Origin of the sequence: Pedobacter nanyangensis, assembly GCF_003313505.1 — a bacterium.
In the GTDB taxonomy this organism is placed as follows: domain Bacteria; phylum Bacteroidota; class Bacteroidia; order Sphingobacteriales; family Sphingobacteriaceae; genus Pedobacter; species Pedobacter nanyangensis.
This window is the reverse complement of record NZ_QMHO01000016.1, coordinates 40,319-60,789: the sequence shown is the minus strand read 5'-3', so window position 1 is coordinate 60,789 and position 20,471 is coordinate 40,319. Positions and strand designations below refer to the sequence as shown.

The following is a 20,471-nucleotide window of genomic DNA, read 5'->3' as shown; positions in this document are numbered from 1 at the left end:
TACTCGTGATGCTGAATTTATTTTAGCATCAGTTAGATACCAATGTAAAATTAGCTGCAAATTGAAAATTGGCCTATGAGGAAATTGATACTTACTGTTTTAGGTTGGGTAACTGTTTTAAGCGCTCAAGCCCAAGTCCCCGCAAAAATTATCCAAGGTGATACCATCCTGAAGAGGCTGACCACCGCACCCGCTACGGACACCGTGGCAGTTCCAATGATCAATCAGCCCCTACTTTTCGGGCAAAACCTGCAGTACAAGTTGCGACTTGATTCCATTAAGCAAACCGTTCCATTGGACTATAATGAGTACGTGCAAAGCTATATCGATATTTACGTAAAGCGGAAAAACATGTATGCCGATATGCTGGGGCTATCCGCCTATTACTTCCCCATCTTTGAGAAGGCCTTAAAATCGTACAACATCCCCACCGAAATCAAATACCTGTCCATAGTTGAATCATCTTTAAACCCGCATGCCGTTTCAAGGGTTGGCGCCACGGGCCTATGGCAATTTATGTTTGGTACGGCAAAAGCCTATGGCCTAAATATGGACAACTTTGTTGACGAACGTAAAGACCCTATACAAGCTAGCTACGCCGCTGCCGCCTATTTTAAAGATGCCTATGAAGAGCTTGGCGACTGGCTTTTGGCCATAGCGGCCTACAACTGTGGCAAAGGAAATGTGAATAAGGCCATTGATAAGGCAGGTTCTCGTGATTTTTGGGAAATCAGAAGGTTTTTACCTGCCGAAACCCGTAATTATGTGCCCGCTTTTATTGCAGCGGTTTATGTAATGAAGTATGCCAAAACCCACCAGATACAAGCTAAGGCAACTCCCTTTGTGTTTAAAACCGATACGGTACAGGTAAGGAATTTTGTAGCCTTATCAGATGTAGCTAATGCCATTAACCATACCGAAGAAACACTTTTTGCCCTAAACCCGAGTTATAAGAAGAAGATTGTAAACGGAACAGAGGTTTCTCCGAAGCGTATCGTAATTCCTAATCCCGAGCATCAATATTACGAACAGTTGTTTGAGGTATTAAATAGGGATGTGGACACCGATAAGGAAATTATCCTGGCCTCTACAGACGATGTAAGGGATTTAAGAAAGAAAGCCCAATCTAAAAAAACTGAAAGGGCTTCCGTATCTGGTATTTTGGTGCATAAAGTACTCCCAGGCCAAAACCTAACCCTCATTGCCAATAAATATGGCGTGCAGGTTCAGGATTTAAAGGTTTGGAACAAGCTAGCGGCTTTAACCATTATCCCTGGCCAAAAGTTAAAAATATATAGAGATAGTGTTCCTCAAAAATCAGTACCAAAGCCCAAAGCCGCTTTTGTAAGTTATAAGGTAAAGCAAGGCGATACCCTTTCGAGCATTGCAGAGAAATTTGATGGGATTACCGTGGCAAGTTTGAAGGAAGCCAATGGCTTAAAATCAGCAAAAATTACGGAAGGAATGGTGCTGAAGGTGATGTAATTTCAAGGTTCGAAAGCCGTAGCTATTTGTGGTTGGTGATCACACCAACCACAGGGCAAACGAACTATTTTACCAGTGTTACGGCAACTTCATTACTGTCAAAAGAACCTTTTACACAGTTTTCTCCATGAACGTTCAAGTAACGTATTTGTATAATGACTTCTTCATTTGGCCTAAAAAAATCATTTCCCCGCCATTTGTTAAGGTTAAACTTTAGGCGTAACTTTTCGTTTGGTTTAAAGGTTTTATAGCGATAGTTAACTTTTATATCCTTGAAATAGTTGGAAAGTCCCCCTCCGTGCATACCCGTCATGCCGTAGTAAGCGGTAATACTAAAAAAGCGGCGGGAACCATCGGGTTCATCAAAGCTATCGATCATTTGGATTGTTTTTCCACTGATATTCTTGATTTCTAGTTCTACTATAAAGTGGTCTATCTTTTGTTTTTTTTTTGCGCTTAGTACAAGGCTAATTTCGGGTGGACCTTGGGGGCTTTTCGGCTGGGCAGATACTGCCGAGGCAAATAGCAGGATGAACAATGTTAAATGGATTGTTTTCATGATAATTGTTTTTGTTTTAAAATGAACAGTAGAAAGGCAAGAACGGCATGTAAGCAGGTGTTGATAAAAGTGCCAGGACAGATCAAAACAACTACAGGTTAAAGCTTACAGCCCATAGGACACAGCCACTTCTGAAATTCTCAGAATATCTGCAAAGCGTGTGGTGGTGCCTCTGGCTGCTGCTACCATCAACGAAACCCGGAACCTGTACTTTCCCTTTTTGATTTTTATGGCACTGGCGTTGCGTTCCTCAATGGAATGGGTCTTTGGGTTTGCAGAAAACCTAAGGATACTCAGGTTGATCTGGTAGGTGGCTTTGGCAGGTATGCGAATGCTTTCCGAGGTATGATAGTTGACCTCCTGTTTTTTCCCGTTAACCAAGGTACTGCCTATTTCAAAGGCTTCGAAACTGGGAACGAAAAACCTCCGGTAATGGACAATTTCTGAGGCCCTGGGATTGTCCAGCAATACGCTGTACCCCTGCTCATCTATCATTGATGGACTTAACGTGGTTAGGGGATTGCCAATGTCTACATCTGCCGAGGAATTATTGGTGATGACAATGGCAAACTCAAAGCCTTTGCTCGAGATGGGCTGCTGCTCTGCTATTTTGAGCTTAACCTGCAATGGAGAGGCGACCATGTTTTGTGGTTTCTCTGATTGAAGCTCCATTTCAATTTTTTTAAATGCAATTTCCTTTAGCTGCTGTGCTACAAGGGAGATTGGAATGTGGCAGATCACCATCATGATGGTGATAATGCCCAGTGCTTGTTTTTTCATGTGCTGTTATTATTTGTGGTTGGTGATCACACCAACCACAGGCAAATCACCTAATTTGTCACATCAATATCTATCTCATTACTGGTGGTATACCACACTTTAAAACATTCTTCACAGCCTGCCACTTTAGGAATAAAGTAACTTAAGCTAACTATATACCGCCCTGGGGGTAACTTAGTGCTTGGATCTTCAAACAAATCGTGAAGGTTAAGCGTAAACCTGTAAACCTGTTGCGGTTTAAACTTCCTAAATTTAAGGGCTTCGCCTGGCTTCGCTATCTCTATTGTTCCTGCTACATTTATACCGCCAGAATAAGTTTCGCTGCTGGTTTTTAAATCAATTCCAGGACGGAAAAAATTACTAAAAAGGAACATTTTTCCATTCTCCTTGTCGTTAAAATAATCCAACAGTTCAATGTTCCTGTTGCTGATGTTCTTAATTTCTACATTTACCATTATTTTGTTGTACGGCATGACGTTTTTCTTAGCACTGATGCTAAGGCTCAGCTCTTTGGGCCTTTGTTGCGCAAATGCGGCCGATACGGCCAGCATTATGATCAATAATAATTTTGGGGTTTTCATCATTAAAATATTTAAGGTTTTAAAATGGACAATTAAAAGGGATAAAGGGCTGATAGGTAGGGTTAGAAATGTCCACATTGGGAATGGTGGGCCCGCCAGTGGTCCACCATCCCCTGGAGTCTGCCAATTGTTTTACCATGGTAATGGCTTTGTTCAGCTCTAGCTGCCCTGCGGCATAGGGCCTGCCGCCCGCACCATCGCTAAGCAATGCCTGATAACCATTATAAAATCCCTTTAAGCTGCCCGCTATCTGCCTAACTCTTGTTTCTGCCAAGGCCTTATCGGCCTCATCATTGCCGCTTACGGGCAACTGAACGCTGTTAAGGCAGGCCGCCATTTGGGGCCAATAATGCTCGTAAATAGCCTTTATTTCGGTAAAATGATAGTTTTCATGTGCCTTTGTGGCGTCAACAGTGCTCCAGCCATTTTCATAAATACCTCCACGACTGAAATAATCGCTCATTTCGTTAATGGCTTCATTGGCCTCATAAGCTGACTGGGGAGGGTTATAATAGGGGTCCCTAAAACTGCCCGTACGGATAATCATTCTGACGGCAACCGTAATGAAGTTTATCTTAATCTTCCAAAAACCACCCGTTTTAAAAGGCGTTGCATTAATAATGGGATCAGATGGAAGGGTTTGACTTTTGCCTGTTTCGGTACTTATTACGGTTGTTGGCCTCCAGGTAATCGGCGGGATATCCTGTATAACCGTACCATTTTCATCCCCACAACCACCGATAACACTTATCGACTCAACATCCATATACACCCCGAGGGGATGGTTATCAGGTCTAAGGTCCATTTCAACCTGTTCCGCAGTAGTGCCACTGGGTGCCACAATAATTAGGTAATTAGAAGATTCTACATACACCTCCTGTACATATAGGTTCCCGCCCACTACTGCTAAATAATCACACAAAAGGATTTTGATGATAGATTCCCAGAGATCAGGGCTAAAATTATCAATGTTATGTATTTCAAAAAACACAAAAAACACGCATTCGTCATTTAAGGTGCCATTGCCCTGTTTGAGCCGGGTGTTTTGAAGGTGCTGCCTTACCTGTTGGTCTTTGCTCAGCTGCATTTCCTTGGTGAACAGCTTAATTTCTCCTGTTTTGGCATCTATTTCGGCGTCCAGATAGTTGCCGCTGCTGCCCAATGCAAAGCGCAGGGTGTAGCCTTTGATAAAGCGGGAGGTAATTAGGGTTTTGTAGCCCCAGTTGATGCTGCCCTGTTTTTCGAGCTCGGCCAATATGGCCCGGTTGGCGGGCTGTTGCAGTTGGTCAATAACCTGTAGTACCATTTTATCGGTACCGTGGTAGGTGCTGAGCAAACTGGGTGGAGCGGGCTGCAGCTGGTCCCGCTTGCAGCCAAACAGCAACAGCAGGCCCAATAATATAAGGCCCGTTGCTTTGTGATATTGCTTGGTTTTCATATCCGATGGTTTAAAATTTTGGTTAGTAAAATTGGTGGGGCATATGTGCCATAAATTATCCGCAGCAGCTATGTGGTGCCTAGGCGGCGGTAATGGCCATGCTTAAAAAGTGCCCCTTTAAGCGGACATACAGGAAGGGAGCTGGAATTGGCCCCTGTAGGTTTTAAAATGGATTTTTGGCCAATAGGGTAGGGCCCATGGCACTTAAGCGTTAGGTTTTTCATATTAAACGGGGTAGAAGCTTTAGTACCAATGTAACGAAATAGATTTGATATTTGAAATTTAATTTTCTGATTATCTGTTTGTTACAACGTTTTTCTCTAAGCCGGAACAGGTATGGCTACTGCTTCTTTTGGCGTGGTTGCCCACCCTTTGAAATGGCTTTTGCATGGTAGGGAGAAAACGCCAGTCAATGGACGATGATTTGGTGCCGCCATGGGCAGGAACAGCTCATGACCCTCATAATGGCTTGCTGCCGCCAGCGGGAAGCTTTCATGACCGCCATGATTGGCCGCTGCCGGTGGCGGGAAGGTTTCACGACCCTGATGAGAGACTGCTGCCCATGGCGGGAAGCATTTTAGGGCGGATGCAAAGCGGCCAAGAAAAAAACCGAAGATTGGTGCAGTTAAACCCCAAGCAGCCCAAAAGGGCTTAGTTGGTGGCCCGTTGAAACGGGGTGTTTGGTAAAGGCCCGCGTATTATAAACCCTATTGAAGCGGCAGCCCGCAGTGAGCTTTAGCGAACGAGGACTATAGCTGAAAGAGGGGCCTTGCGTAAATAGTAGCGGTAGGTAGCTTTTCATAAAATAACCCAACGGTTGTAATTAAACCAGTTTGGGCGGTCCTTGTGTGTGTTTATAGGGACTAATTTTAAAGGCCGCCACAACTTATGCCGCTAAGGGGGGATGACAAAAAACTGATTGTATCCTAAAAAAAGATTGTAACTTTGGCCGCTACAAATGATTTAAAAATGAGCAAGATTAACAGAAAACAAGACGCTTTAGACTATCACTCGCAAGGAAGGCCTGGGAAAATTGAGGTAATACCAACCAAACCCTACTCTTCACAGAGAGATTTAACGTTGGCCTATTCGCCAGGTGTAGCAGAACCTTGTTTAAAAATTGCAGAAAACAAAGAAGACGTATATAAATACACCGCAAAGGGAAACTTAGTTGCCGTAATTAGTAATGGTACGGCTGTGCTGGGCCTGGGTGATATTGGTGCCGAGGCAGGTAAACCTGTAATGGAAGGTAAGGGTTTGCTGTTTAAGATTTTTGCTGACATTGATGTTTTTGACCTTGAATTGGATGCCAAAAACGTAGATGAGTTTGTAAATATTGTGAAAGCTTTGGAGCCAACTTTTGGCGGGGTAAACCTGGAGGACATTAAGGCGCCGGAGTGTTTTGAAATTGAGCGCAGGCTTAAGGAAGAAATGAACATCCCGGTAATGCACGATGACCAACATGGTACGGCAATTATCTCGGCAGCGGCATTGATTAATGCCTGCGAACTGCAGAAAAAGAAACTGGATAAGATCAAAATTGTGGTAAACGGCGCCGGTGCTGCGGCTATTTCATGTTCGAGACTTTATGTGGCCATTGGCGCCAAAAAGGAGAACATTGTAATGTGCGACAGAAATGGGGTGATCCGTGCTGATCGTGAAAAATTAGATCCGATTAAGGCTGAGTTTGCCACCAAGAGAGACCTCCATACTTTGGAAGAGGCTATGAAGGATTCGGATGTATTCATCGGCCTTTCATCGGCCGATTGCGTTTCGGTTGATATGCTGAAATCGATGTCCAAAAACCCTATTGTAATGGCCATGGCCAATCCTAATCCGGAAATTGCCTATGATTTGGCCATCAGTTCACGCAAGGATATCATTATGGCAACGGGCCGTTCCGATTATCCTAACCAAGTGAACAACGTATTGGGTTTCCCATATATTTTTAGAGGTGCCTTAGATGTTAGGGCAACTGCTATTAACGAAGAAATGAAGATTGCTGCGGTTCGTGCAATTGCCGAACTGGCCAAAAAATCTGTTCCGGAGGCGGTGAATATGGCCTACAATGCCAAAAACCTGAAATTCGGGAAAGATTATATCATTCCTAAGCCAATGGACTTCCGTTTAATGACCAATGTTTCGATGGCGGTGGCAAAAGCGGCTATTGAAAGCGGTGTTGCCCGCAAGGTGATTACCGATTGGGATGCTTATGCAGAGGAATTGAAACAACGTTTAGGTACTGATGATGCCATTATGCGTGCCATCACCAACAAGGCCAAATCAGATCCTAAACGAGTAGTTTTTGCAGAAGCGGATAACTATAAAATTTTAAAAGCGGCTCAGATTGTAAAAGATGACAACATTGCTATTCCAATTTTATTGGGTAACAAAGAAAGAATCCAGGCCATTATTGAAGAAAATGCTTTGGAATTGGAAGGCGTTCAAATCATTGATCCTGCCCTAGAGCCAGAAAGAACCCAGAAATACGCAAAATCGTTATACGAAAAAAGACAGCGGAGAGGGGTAACCTTAACGGAGGCGGTAAAAATGATGCGTGACAGGAACTACTTCGGCTCATCGATGGTGGAGTTTGGAGAGGCTGATGCGATGATTTCTGGTTTAACCAAAAACTACGCAACAACCATTAAGCCTGCCCTGCAAATTATCGGTACTGAAGAAGGCGTGAAACGTGTGGCGGGGATGTACATGATGATGACTGAAAAGGGGCCGGTTTTCTTTGGCGATACCACGGTTAACGTAGATCCAACGGCAGAAGAATTGGTGGATTTGACCTTATTGTTGGAAAAATCGGTAAGGAAATTCAACATTACGCCTCGTATTGCGATGCTTTCTTACTCTAACTTTGGTTCCAATGAGGGAGATATTCCCGAGAAGACCAGAAAAGCGGTTAAAATCCTGCACGAGAAATATCCGGAGATTATTGTAGATGGTGAAATGCAGGGGAATTTTGCCATTAACAGCGCCATGATGAAAGATAATTTCCCTTTTAGCAGATTGGCAGATGCTCCGGCAAACACCTTGGTATTCCCTAACTTAGAATCGGGCAATATTGCTTATAAATTGTTGCAGGAGCTTGGCGGGGCCGAGGCTGTTGGACCAATTTTGTTGGGGCTTAAAAAGCCAGTTCACATTGTGCAGTTAGGTAGCTCGGTTAGGGAAATTGTGAACATGGTAACCATTGCCGTGCTTGATGTGCAAGCCAAAGAGGAGGCAGAGCCTAAGAAAAAAGGCTTGTTCAAAAAGAAATAATTGCTTTTGTTGAGAAACTGCTTTTGTTTAACCACATAGAAACATTGTTGTAGCGTTGCATGACTATGTTTCTATGTGGTTCATATGAAGAACCTTTGGGTATTTGTTGATATGAGTTTAAGGTCATTTTCGAAATGCCTGCTATTTTTAAAGAGGTTTTGATTAACCAAAAAAAAGTTGTAAAAAATTAAAAAGCTAATTGTTTGTTCTATTTTTAGCTTTTTAATTTATCTTAGAACTATGTACGCTTATATTGATGGAAGACTGACGTTTAAATGTCCAACGTATATTGTTGTAGAAACAGGCGGGGTTGGCTATCACATCAATATATCGCTTAACACTTATGCCGCACTAGGCAGCGCAGAACGGTGCAAGATTTACACCTGGCTACACGTGAAAGAAGATGCGCATACCCTGTATGGCTTTGCAGATGAGGGGGAACGCAGGTTGTTCCTTCATTTAATTTCAGTATCGGGCATAGGCCCAACCACTTGTCGTATGATGCTCTCTTCCATAACACCAAACGAAATACAGCAGGCCATAGTTGGCGCCGACGTAGCCCTGATCCAAAAAATCAAAGGTATAGGGGCCAAGTCTGCACAACGCATAGTGCTCGAACTTCAAGACAAATTAAAAAAAGAAGGCATAGAATCACTAATTTCTATGCCTAACCACAATACAATTAAAGATGAAGCGTTATCTGCTTTGATCATGCTTGGCTTTAGCAAACAGGTTGCAGAAAAGGCATTGGATAATGTAATGAAGAAGTCCGATGGCGAGCTAACGGTTGAGCAAATGATCAAACAAGCTTTGAAGAATTTATAAATAAACCAAATTGAAAAACAAACTAGCCTATTTTGTTTTACTGGTAGGCCTTTGCATTGGCAAAACAGCGTTCTCACAGGTAAATAATGGCGGGTCAAGGGTGGACTCTGCAAAAAACACATTTAACCCAAAAGAAAAACAATGGATGGGGCTGCGCAATTATTCCAATCCATTTTACAAGCTTCCGGAGAACGTAAAAAGGGAAGTAACTTACGACGCTGCCAGCAACAGGTATATCATTTCTGAGCGTATTGGCGATAAGCTATATACGCCCCCTCAATATTTAACGGTTGAGCAGTACCTCCGTTTGGTCAATAGTGAGATCAAGCGTGAGAATTGGCGCTTGTTCTCCAACCAGGAAATAGACGATATCCGCAAAACAGGGATCATTCCCGAGGTAAAGATCAATAGCCGCGTGTTCGAAAAGATCTTCGGCGGAACCACCATTGATATCCAGCCCAGCGGGGAAGCAGAGCTTACTTTCCTGGGGCGTGTCAATAAAAACGAAAACCCACTTTTTAACGAACGGCAAAGAGTACAAAGTAATTTTGATTTCACCCAGCGGATCCAAATGGACGTAGTGGGTAACATTGGTACCAAAATGAAGATCAAGATGAACTACAACACCGAAGCGCAGTTTGATTTTGAGAACCAGATCAAATTGGACTATACCGGTGGCCCAGATGACATTATCAGAAAGATAGAGGCGGGTAACGTAAGCTTGCCGCTTAATACCTCGCTTATAACGGGTACACAGGCACTGTTTGGGATCAAAACGCAATTGCAGTTTGGCAAGTTGGCCTTAACCACCGTTTTTACGCAGCAGAAATCACAATCAAAACAAATCGAAATTAGCAATGGTGCGCAGCAAAGCGATTTTAGGATAAGTGGAAGCGACTACGAAGCCAATAAACACTACTTTTTGGCCCAATACTTCCGTGATCAATATAACAATTCCTTAAAAACGGCTCCAATCGTACGATCGGGGGTAAATATTACCAGAATTGAAGTTTGGGTAACCAATAAAACAGGTAATACGACCGATTCAAGGGATGTAATTGGTTTTATGGACTTAGGCGAGTATGCCCCATACAACCCCGCCTTTACCCGCACCCGCCCAACAACAGATAGCCTTCCCGTTGCTTTTGCTACCGCTCCGCCTTTCGAAACACATTCAAACAACCTCTTAACCACCATACCAACGGATGCGAGATCTTCCAGCAGCGCAAGTTTAAGTACTTTCTTTGCCAGCAGTGGGGCTACAGATAACTACGCTAAAATTACTTACGCCCGCAAGCTTACCGACAGGGAGTTTACGCTGCACCCGCAATTAGGGTATATATCGCTTAACACTCAACTTAATACCGATGAGCTTTTAGCGGTAGCCTATCGATACACGAAAGACGGCAGAGAATATCAGGTAGGTGAATTTGCGGCCGATGTGCCCTTTGACCAAGCTACACCTAATGTGCTTTTTGCGAAGTTGCTTAAAAACGAAACCACCAAGCCTAACCTTCCGATCTGGAATTTGATGATGAAGAACATCTATAACATTGGTGGATATCAAATCAGCAGTCAAAACTTTAAATTAGATCTTTTTAGGTTAGATGAAACTTCTGGCGTGGAGCGAGCCTTGATTACAGAAGGAGCAAATACTACCAATAAAATTTGGCTACAAGCGGTTGGTTTAGACCGGTTGAACCCGCAAAAGGAAGCCAAGCCAGATGGTGTTTTTGATTTCGAATCACAAAGCAATCCTTTTGCTTCTTCCCAAAATAATTTCGGCACCACTAACAACCCAAATTTCGGGACGGGAAGTTCTGCTACTTCATTGTTGAATACCATTAGTGGCTACGTAACAATTGACCCGCAAAATGGCCGAATTGTTTTTCCGGTAATTGAACCTTTTGGCAAAGATTTAGCCAATCAGTTCCTTTCCACCGAACAGAACCTAAGGGACAAATATACTTTCCCGCAGCTGTATAGTGCCACCAAAGTAGATGCCCAGCAATTATCTCCAGATAAAGATCGGTACATCATTAAAGGGCACTACCAATCTGAAATTTCTTCGGAATTTAGCTTAAATGCCATTAATGTTCCCGAAGGATCTGTAAAAGTGTTTATGGGAAGTATCCCTTTGATTGAAGGGAACGACTATACCGTAGATTATATGAGCGGTAGGGTGAAGATCTTAAACACTGCACTGTTAAGCTCCGGGCAGTCCATCCGTATCTCTACGGAAAACAATGAATTGTTTGGCCTGCAGCAACGCTCGTTGTTTGGGGTAAGGGGCGATTACCGGGTGAATAACAAGTTGAATATTGGCGGTACCTTTATGAACCTCACCGAACGGCCAATTACCCCAAAAGTTAATTTTGGAGAAGAGCCTATCTCTAACTCCATTTGGGGAATGGATGTGAACTATACTTCATCATCGAGGTTTTTAACCAAGATGATTGATAAACTGCCGCTAATTTCTACCAAGGAAAAATCCAATATCTCCTTTTACGGAGAGTTTGCCCAACTTATTCCGGGCCATCCGTCAGCGCTGAATATGGGTGGCAGCAAAGGCGGTACCAGTTTTATTGATGATTTTGAAGCCTCACGGTCGGTAATTGACCTAAAGAGTGCCATTGCTTGGCAAATTTCGGGTACACCCCAAATGTTTCCGGAAGGGGCGCCCGGTTTGCCGCCAAGTTTAGAATACGGTTACAACCGTGCTAAAATCGCTTTCTATAATATCGACCCTGTTTTTTATAACCGTGGCGGTGCAGGCCAAATTCCCGATAACATCAGAAACAACAAAAATGAACTTTCCAACCACTATGTAAGAGAGGTATTGGAAACGGAAGTTTTTCCTTTCAAGCAAATCAGTACGGGCCAGCCCATTACCTTGCAAACCTTGGATTTGGCCTACTACCCCATGCTGAGGGGGCCTTACAATTTTGCGCCAAACGGTTTCAACCCAAATGGCACTTTACAAAACCCCAGAAACAGATGGGGCGGAATTATGCGGAGGGTTGACGTGAATGATTTCGAAGCACAGAACATTGAGTTTATTGAGCTTTGGGTAATGGATCCGTTCATGTATAAGCCGGGCTCGCAAGGTGGAGACCTGTATTTTAACTTGGGAAATATTTCCGAGGATATTTTAAGAGATGGTCGTAAATCATTGGAAAATGCTTTGCCAGCTAATGACGATCCAAGTAAGTACGACGAGACCATTTGGGGGCGTGTTGCTAAACTACAACCAGTGGTACAGGTGTTTGATAACGATCCCAACGTGAGACGTGCACAGGATGTTGGTTTAGACGGCTTGTCTAACGCCAACGAACGGACAAAATTTGCCGCTCAAATCCAACAAATTAAAGCCCAGTTGAATCCTGATGCGGCGTTAGCTTTAGAGAACGATCCATCTTCTGACGACTACGCTTACTTTAGGGGCGGGCAATTAGACCAGGAAAATGCCGGTATTTTAAGACGCTATATGAACTTTAACGGCTTGGAAGGCAACTCTAAAACCTCCCAGCAATCACAGCAGGAGTTGGGATTGGAAAATTCGGCCGCTACCTATTTGCCTGATGGGGAAGATATCAACCGTGATAACAACATGACCCAGTCTGACGAATATTATCAATATAAGATATCTATGCGTCCCGGAGATTTGCAGGTGGGCCAAGGTTTTGTAACTGATAAGGTAACCTCTTCGGTTAAATTGGCTAACGGACAAACCCAAAATGCCACTTGGTACCAACTTCGTATTCCTTTGGCTCAATACGAATGGAAATCACCAAATATTCAAGATTTCAAATCGGTACGTTTTGTAAGAATGTTCATGACAAACTTTGCAGATACCGCAGTATTGAGATTCGCAAAAATCCAGTTCGTTCGCGGAGAGTGGAGACAATACAATGCCAAGAACGAAAGCGGCAAAGTAATTGCCGATCCAGGATTGGGAACAAACCCATCTCCAGATAACTCTATCCTGGAGCTGGGAACGGTAAATATCGAAGAAAACGGACGTAGGTCACCAATCCCTTATGTTGTTCCGCCGGGCATTGAAAGGGAAAGAGATTTTAGCAACTACAGAGGCGATACCCGTCAAAACGAGCAGTCGCTTTCCATGATCGTTAAGGATTTAAGGGACGGTTATGGCAGGGCGGCATTTAAAACAGCGATCAATGACTTCAGGTCGTACAAGAAACTGGAAATGTATATCCACTTAGAAGGAGACGACGTAAACAGTTTACAGGATAATGACCTGAACGCCTTCTTAAGGATAGGAACAGACAATGATGAGAACTATTACGAGTATAATAAGCCCTTAAAAGTAACTCAGCCCGGAACAAGCGATGCCTATGCCATTTGGCCAGAAGAAAATAAAATGGTTATTGAACTGGAGCTGTTCCAAAAAGCAAAAATTGCACGTAACAACGCCCGTTTAGGAAACGCGCCATGGCCTGTTAATATTCCATTTAGATATACGGACGGTAAAAATACCATTATTGTAAAGGGACAGCCAGACATGAGTAAGGTGCGGGTGTACATGCTGGGACTAAAAAATCCTTGGCGGACCGGACCTGATGCTTCACCCAATGATGATGGTTTGCCTAAATATGCTCAGGCTTGGTTCAATGAATTGAGGCTAACAGAGTTTGATGAACGTGGTGGCTGGGCGGCCACGGCAAGGATGAGCGCCAAGCTTGCCGACTTTGCAGATGTGAATATTTCGGGTACCAAATCAACGGTTGGTTTTGGCTCTATTGATAGTAAGGTGAGCCAGCGTAGCAGATCAGACAATATGGCTTTCGATATCTCCTCGAACATGGAACTGGGTAAATTTTTGCCGCAAAAAAGTGGTGTGAAAATTCCAATGTTTGTGAGTTACTCTAAACAGGTAGCCACCCCTCAGTTTGATCCACGTACTCCGGATATTGAGCTTTCAAAAGCCTTGGACAATGCCAATAAGGCCCAAAAAGATTCGATTTTAAACTTTGCGCAGGACTATACCACCAGAAGCAGTTTGGCCTTTACCAATGTGCGCAAGGAACGTGTTAAGGAAGATGCCAAGGTGAGACTTTGGGATATCGAAAACTTTAACATCTCCTATGCGCAAACCAAAATGTCGCATCGTGATTTTATTAACGAATCCACTATTCAGAATACCTACAAAGCTTCACTTGCCTATAATTATAGCTATAACTCAAAAAGCTATCAGCCATTTGATAAGCTGATCAAATCCAACACCCTTAAGCTACTGAAGGATTTCAACTTCTCCCTATTGCCAAACGCCATCAATTTTAGGATAGATTTTGATCGCTTCTATTCAGAGAATACTTTAAGGAACAACGATCCTAATAATGCCATCCCTATTAATACCACCTTTAATAAAAACTTTTTGGTAACAAGGGTATACGGCATTGCATGGGATTTGACAAAATCACTGAGCTTAGATTTTGATGCAACCAATTATTCTATCATTGATGAACCAGAGGGGCGTATCGAAGGTTATAAGAGAGAACTTCTTTGGAACAATATCAAAGGCCTGGGGCGCAATACCGACTATAACCACAGCCTTAACGTAAGGTACAACTGGCCAATAGCCAAAATACCGGGCTTAGATTGGATTAGCTTGGCTACTACCTACGGAACTACGTTTACCTGGCAAACCGAGCCATTGGCTACCCTCAATGATCCAACGATTAACTTGGGGAATACCATTCAAAACTCACGAACCATACAGGTAAATCCAACCTTGAACATGATTTCCCTGTACAATAAATTTGGTTTCGTGAGACGAAGCCTAAACCAGAGGGACACCACTTTCAAGCTGTCGAATGTAATGATTGGGCTACTCACAAGTATCAAAAACGTTAACGTAGCCTATACCAAAACTCAGGGGATATTTTTGCCGGGATACCTGCCAAAAACGAGATTTTTTGGGATAGACGACGTAACCGGGGCACCCGGTTTGGGATTTGTATTTGGTAGCCAAAGAGATATCAGGCTCCAGGCCGTGAGCAATGGCTGGATCACTACAGACGAAACCCAGATGCAGTTATATGTAAATACGCTTCGCGAGGATTTCCAGCTAACCAGTACCATTGAACCCATCCGCGATTTGAAGATTACGCTCCTGGCCAATAAAAACAGAACGTTAAATTACTCTACTAATTTCAAGTACGATAACAATAGCGGAACATTTACCAACCAAAGCCCCAATACCACTGGCGATTTTAGCATATCCACCATCTCCATAGGTACGGCATTTAAAGACAAAAGCGGAGCGGTTTTATCCAGCGTGTTTAATGATTTCATGAGCTACAGGCCTATTATCTCCCGTCGCTTGGGAGCTTTAAATCCTAACTCAAACGGTGTTGTCAACAACTATGCGGCCGGGTATGACAAACGTTCTCAAGATGTAGTGGTATTGGCATTTCTTGCTGCTTACAGAGGTAAAGATCCCAACTCATCGAGTTTAAACAGCATGCCTAAAATACCTTTGCCTAACTGGCGGTTAACTTATGGCGGGCTCACCAAATATCCATTCATCGCTGATCGTTTCTCGGAGCTGAGCTTACGGCACGGCTATCGTTCTACCTACGCCATCAACGGTTTCAACAGCTTGTTAAAATATGAAGAGGCTAACGGCGCAGTAAGCAGTACGGATATCAATAATAATTTCCTGCCTTTCTACCAGTTTTCGCAGGTCACAATTTCCGAACAGTTTGCACCATTGATAGGTTTTGATACCCGCCTGAAAAATAACATGACCCTTAATTTCGAGATCAACAAAACACGGTTGCTGGGATTAAGTTTGGCCAACAGCCAATTGGCGCACCTTTCAGAAAATAACATCGTTTTTGGTTTGGGCTACAGAACCACCAAGTTCAGGTTCCCGTTCGGGTTGTTTAAACAAATGAAAATGGACAACAACATGGACTTTAAACTGGATGTTTCGGTAAGGGATAATAAAACGGTGATTTATCGTGCGGATATTACCGAGGCCGAAGTATCATCGGGAGCTAAAAACATTACCCTGCGCCCAAGCGTGGATTATGTGCTCAACCAGCGTTTTAATGTAAGGGTATTCTATGATTCGAATATTACCAAACCCTATACTTCGCAATCGTTCAATACCTCGTTTAGCAACTTCGGCTTTAGCCTAAGAGTTACCTTAAATTAGTGGATGGGCAATGCCATAATTTCATTACCTTTGCCAGATAGATATTTAATCAAAAAACAAACTTAATAAAAACATAAAAATGAACTTTCCATCAGAACTAAAGTACACAAAAGATCACGAGTGGGTGTCCGTATCAGGAAACGAGGCTACCATTGGCATTACTGATTTTGCTCAACGTGAGCTAGGTGACATCGTCTACATCGACATCAATACACTGGGCGCTGAAGTAGCAAAAGAAGAAGTGTTCGGTACGGTAGAAGCGGTTAAAACTGTTTCTGATCTTTTTATGCCTGTAAGCGGTACCGTGAGCGAATTCAACTCGGCATTAAACGACAATCCTGAGCTGGTAAACTCTGATCCGTATGGTGAGGGCTGGATGGTTAAAGTTACCTTGGCTGATGCTGGTGAAGTAGACGGACTGCTAAGTGCAGACGACTATAAAGCATTAATTGGCGCCTAAAAAATGACTAAATTCAAAGCACTAAGGTATCAGCGCTGGGCTATACTCTGGACCATTATTACCTTGGTGCTTTGTAACGTTGATCTTTCTGGTAACGGCGCAGAATCTAGCTTTTTTTTCATAGGCTTTGATAAGCTGGCACACCTGGGTTTCTTCTATGTGCTTACCATCTTGCTTTTTTACGGAAAGATCAAATACCAGCATAACTATAGTTTTCGCTCGCTAACCATCTTTAAAATTATCTTGATCTCGGTAGTCATCGGCGGAGGGATAGAGCTGCTCCAATGGAAAGTTTTTACTTATCGCTCGGCAGAGTGGTGGGACTTTGCCTGTGACATGATTGGCTGTTTAATGGGAGTTTTTAGTTACGTGCTTTTGCACTTGTCAAATTACAATGGGAAGAAGGTTTAAACTGATCTTAATTTTTTTGATATTTTTTTTGCTACAATCCTGTAGCATCTTTAAACCCAGCTGCAAGTGCCCAAAAATACCCCATTCACGTCATACAAGCCTATAAATGCCACTGTTTTAGCCGCTGTCAAAACCTTTATTTTTTCCTTTGTAACGATAAAGTTAGTTGTATTTAAAATGTTACTGCGCTTTTAACATTTCTTAACAAACCTTTGTGGCTTTGGAAAGTCTGATTAGATAATTTAAAAATATTTTTTAGAACATACAAATGAATAAACATTTACAAAGCGTTTTATGGATGGCCCTTCTCTGGTTGGGCAATATTGCTTTTGCACAGGCACAAGGTACGGTGAGTGGAAAAGTTTTAAATCAAAATGATAAAAAACCTATTGATTACGCTTCAGTAGCCATCAAGAAATTGAGCAGCGATTCAACCGTTGTAGGCACTACTTCTACCAATCCTAACGGATCTTTTTCCATAAGCAACATTGCTGCTGGTAAATATAGGTTGTATGTGGTGTTTTTGGGCCTTAAAACCATTAACAGGGATTTTGAACTAACCACAGCAAAGCCCAGCATCAATTTTGGTGAATTGCTGATGGAAAATACCGGCGTAACCCTAAAGGGTGTCGAAATCAAAGGAGAAACCCCTCCGGTAGTGGTTAAAAAAGATACTTTGGAGATTAGCGCCTCAACCCTAAAAGTTAAAGAAAACTCGGTGGTTGAGGACCTGTTGAAAAAGGTGCCCGGTGTTGATGTGGCCAAAGATGGTACCGTAACCACCCAGGGCGAAACCATTAAAAGGGTACGTGTAGACGGGAAAGATTTCATGGGCAATGACCCGTTGCTGGCTACCAGAAACTTGCCTGCCGACATGGTAGATAAGATCCAGATCATCGACGATATGTCGGAACAATCTAAATTCTCTGGAGTTGATGATGGCAACCGTGAAAAGATTTTGAACATTGTGACCAAAAACGGCATCAAAAACAAAGGCTACATGGGCAACAGTACCGCAGGGTATGGTACCGATGATCGTTATGACGTAAACATTAACGTAAACCGTTTTGATAATGCACAGCGCATTTCATTAATAGGCCAGTTTAACAACGTAAACAAGCAGAACTTTGGCGGCGGTGTTGGCGGCGGCGGCGGCCGGGGAATGATGTTTGGCGGTGCAGCCGGAGGCCAGCAACAGAAAGGGATTACTACGACCAATGCGGCAGGTATTGACTTTGCCGATACCTACGATGACGGTACCCAGTTTAACGGGAGCTATTTCTTCAATAAAACTTCCTTGTTTAATACGGGCTTCAACAACTCGCAGAACTTTATCGGAAATAATACCGTTACCAGCAACAATAACACCGAAAGCACAACCGAGCGTTTAAACCATCGTTTAAACTTCATGATTGACACCAAGTTGGATTCGGCTACTTCCATTAGGCTACAACCTAATATTTCTTATACAGATAACGCAAACAGTAGCCTAACAAGTTATACCAGAAACAACCTGGCAGGTACAGCTGTAGGCTACCAAAATCTAATCACCAACTCTACATCGCCAACCATCAGTAACAACTTGTTGCTCAGGAGAAAATTCCTTCGTCGTGGGCGTACCTTGTCGTTAAACATCAATACCAATATTAATGATAGCGATTCGGATATCTATAATAAAAACCCTCAAACCTTAACCGCAACGGGCGGAGGCGTTTCTGTCAGTAACCTAGATGAATTAAATGACAATAAAGTAAATTCATTTAGCAATACGGCCAGGTTGGTTTATACAGAACCATTGTCTAAAACTTTAAGTTTAGAGTTTAACCTACAGAATGGCTACATGCACGACAATAGGAAGCGTTACCTCTATGAGTTCAACAACGCCACCCAACAGTACGACGTTTTGGTTAACAACCCAGATTACAGCAACGAATTTGAAAATACAACCTGGACAAATGCCCTAGGGTTTAGCTTAAACAAAAACGAGAAAAAGTACAACTGGAACATTGGGGTTGCAGGGCAGTTAACTAATCGTATCAACGATAACCTAACTACGGGACAAACCTTAAAACGCGATTTCTTTAACGTTACACCTACGGCACAATTTAGATATAACTTCAGTAACTCAAAACGTTTGAATATCAGGTACGATGGTAGAACCAATCAGCCGAGCATTGATCAAATCCAACCCGTAAAAGACCGTACCAATACGTTAACCAGCCCCGTAGGTAACCCAGATCTTAAGCCGTCTTTCTCCAATAACTTGAGGATTTTTTATAATAACTTTGATTTCGCAAGTTATCGTACCTTGTTTTTAGGAGCCTTCATTACGCAAACGTTTAATGATTTTGGTAATTCCCAAAGACAAATTACCAGTGGAGAGGATATCGGTAAAATTGAAAACCGTGTGGTAAACGTTGACGGTAATTACAACGCTAATGTTTTCGGAACGCTAGGCTTACCCATTATTAAAGGGAATAAGCTGAACTTACAAATTGATGGCGGCGTATCTGCTAGTAAAGGAACTAACTTAACCGCCGATGGTGGAGCAAACGTGACCAAAAATTTTGGAATTAGAAATGGATACAAGTTGGTGTCCAACATGGATAAGTTTGACCTGATTGCAGGAGTTTCTGGCAGATGGGACCATAGCACCTACACCGTAGGACAAACAACTAACTACTACACGCTGGCACCTAATATCGACATTAGCTACATGTTCCCAGGCAACATCCGTTTGCAAACAGATGCTACCTACAATAGGCTGACTGGGAGGGGCGAATACAATACCAGCTACACGCAAGTTAACGCCTATATCAGCCGTCAGTTCTTTAAAAATAAAGGAACATTTAAGTTGGCTGTAAACGACCTGTTTAATGAAAATACCGGGATTTTACGTACTGCAACTGCCAACTCTATCGTTGATGAGAACTTTAATGTGTTGAAACGTTATTTCATGTTCTCGTTCACTTATTCGTTGAGTACCATTGCAGGTATGAACCCGCAACAACAGGGAAGAGGACAGGGAAATTTCAGGATGGGTGGCCCAGGTAGGATGTAAACTTGATATAAATCATCATGAAAAGAGCTCCATTTGGAGCTCTTTTTTGCTTGAAATGAACCAACTGGGCACTCTGGCAAGCTTTTACCTTTTTGTTACACTCGCTTATTTGGATTTGATATAAATAAGGACTAACTTGCGGCAGTTTTTTTGGGCACCGAATACGGTTTTTTATGCTCGTAAATAAAGATTTTGTATGAAACTTTCGCAATTAAATCCAGGACAAAAAGGTACCATAGTTTCATTTACCGATGCAGAAATGGCGGTGAAGTTGATGGAGATGGGCTGCCTTCCAGGCGAAGAGGTTGAAGTGGAGCGATGTGCACCGCTAGGCGACCCTATCGCTATCCGTGTAGCTGGATATCAACTTTGTTTACGTAAAACCGAAGCTGCCGTAATTATAATTCAATAG

General features: G+C 42.8%; 13 protein-coding genes. 9 read left to right on the top strand and 4 right to left on the bottom strand.

The window, feature by feature from the left end; translation table 11 throughout:
* Positions 1 to 75: 75 nt before the first annotated feature.
* A complete protein-coding gene (locus DUT71_RS18555) occupies positions 76 to 1,485 on the top strand; it encodes a LysM peptidoglycan-binding domain-containing protein (protein ID WP_113664048.1) in 1,410 nt (469 codons plus the stop codon).
* Positions 1,486 to 1,549: 64 nt separating this feature from the next.
* On the opposite strand, the gene DUT71_RS18550 is transcribed toward DUT71_RS18555, so the two are convergent.
* The 4 genes from DUT71_RS18550 to DUT71_RS18535 all read right to left on the bottom strand — a co-directional run bounded on the left by DUT71_RS18550 (position 1,550) and on the right by DUT71_RS18535 (position 4,843).
* Positions 1,550 to 2,044, bottom strand: coding sequence for a hypothetical protein (locus DUT71_RS18550; protein ID WP_113664047.1), 495 nt, complete (start codon positions 2,042 to 2,044; stop codon positions 1,550 to 1,552).
* A 105-nt stretch (positions 2,045 to 2,149) separates the two neighbouring features.
* Positions 2,150 to 2,824, bottom strand: coding sequence for a hypothetical protein (locus tag DUT71_RS18545; protein WP_113664046.1), 675 nt, complete (start codon positions 2,822 to 2,824; stop codon positions 2,150 to 2,152).
* 50 nt (positions 2,825 to 2,874) lie between these two features.
* A complete protein-coding gene (locus DUT71_RS18540; protein ID WP_162796119.1) occupies positions 2,875 to 3,408 on the bottom strand; it encodes a hypothetical protein in 534 nt (177 codons plus the stop codon).
* Between the two features lie 16 nt (positions 3,409 to 3,424).
* A complete protein-coding gene (locus tag DUT71_RS18535) occupies positions 3,425 to 4,843 on the bottom strand; it encodes a hypothetical protein (RefSeq protein ID WP_113664044.1) in 1,419 nt (472 codons plus the stop codon).
* Between the two features lie 388 nt (positions 4,844 to 5,231).
* Between DUT71_RS18535 and DUT71_RS18530 the strand changes: the two genes are divergently transcribed.
* The 8 genes from DUT71_RS18530 to DUT71_RS18495 all read left to right on the top strand — a co-directional run bounded on the left by DUT71_RS18530 (position 5,232) and on the right by DUT71_RS18495 (position 20,471).
* On the top strand, positions 5,232 to 5,498 hold the full coding sequence (locus DUT71_RS18530; RefSeq protein WP_162796118.1) for a hypothetical protein: 267 nt from the start codon (positions 5,232 to 5,234) through the stop codon (positions 5,496 to 5,498).
* Between the two features lie 314 nt (positions 5,499 to 5,812).
* On the top strand, positions 5,813 to 8,116 hold the full coding sequence (locus tag DUT71_RS18525; RefSeq protein WP_113664042.1) for an NADP-dependent malic enzyme: 2,304 nt from the start codon (positions 5,813 to 5,815) through the stop codon (positions 8,114 to 8,116).
* A gap of 240 nt (positions 8,117 to 8,356) precedes the next feature.
* The gene (ruvA, locus tag DUT71_RS18520) at positions 8,357 to 8,941 is read left to right on the top strand and encodes a Holliday junction branch migration protein RuvA (RefSeq protein WP_113664041.1); all 585 of its coding nucleotides are present in this window, start codon (positions 8,357 to 8,359) and stop codon (positions 8,939 to 8,941) included.
* Positions 8,942 to 8,951: 10 nt separating this feature from the next.
* Positions 8,952 to 16,127, top strand: coding sequence for a T9SS outer membrane translocon Sov/SprA (sov, locus tag DUT71_RS18515; protein WP_113664040.1), 7,176 nt, complete (start codon positions 8,952 to 8,954; stop codon positions 16,125 to 16,127).
* A gap of 79 nt (positions 16,128 to 16,206) precedes the next feature.
* Entirely contained in the window at positions 16,207 to 16,587 is a 381-nt protein-coding gene (gcvH, locus tag DUT71_RS18510) for a glycine cleavage system protein GcvH (RefSeq protein ID WP_113664039.1), read from the top strand.
* Between the two features lie 3 nt (positions 16,588 to 16,590).
* On the top strand, positions 16,591 to 16,998 hold the full coding sequence (locus tag DUT71_RS18505) for a VanZ family protein (protein WP_113664038.1): 408 nt from the start codon (positions 16,591 to 16,593) through the stop codon (positions 16,996 to 16,998).
* A 268-nt stretch (positions 16,999 to 17,266) separates the two neighbouring features.
* Positions 17,267 to 20,059 (top strand): outer membrane beta-barrel family protein, encoded by a 2,793-nt coding sequence (locus DUT71_RS18500; protein WP_113664037.1) that lies wholly within the window; start codon positions 17,267 to 17,269, stop codon positions 20,057 to 20,059.
* A gap of 196 nt (positions 20,060 to 20,255) precedes the next feature.
* Positions 20,256 to 20,471, top strand: coding sequence for a FeoA family protein (locus DUT71_RS18495; protein WP_113664036.1), 216 nt, complete (start codon positions 20,256 to 20,258; stop codon positions 20,469 to 20,471).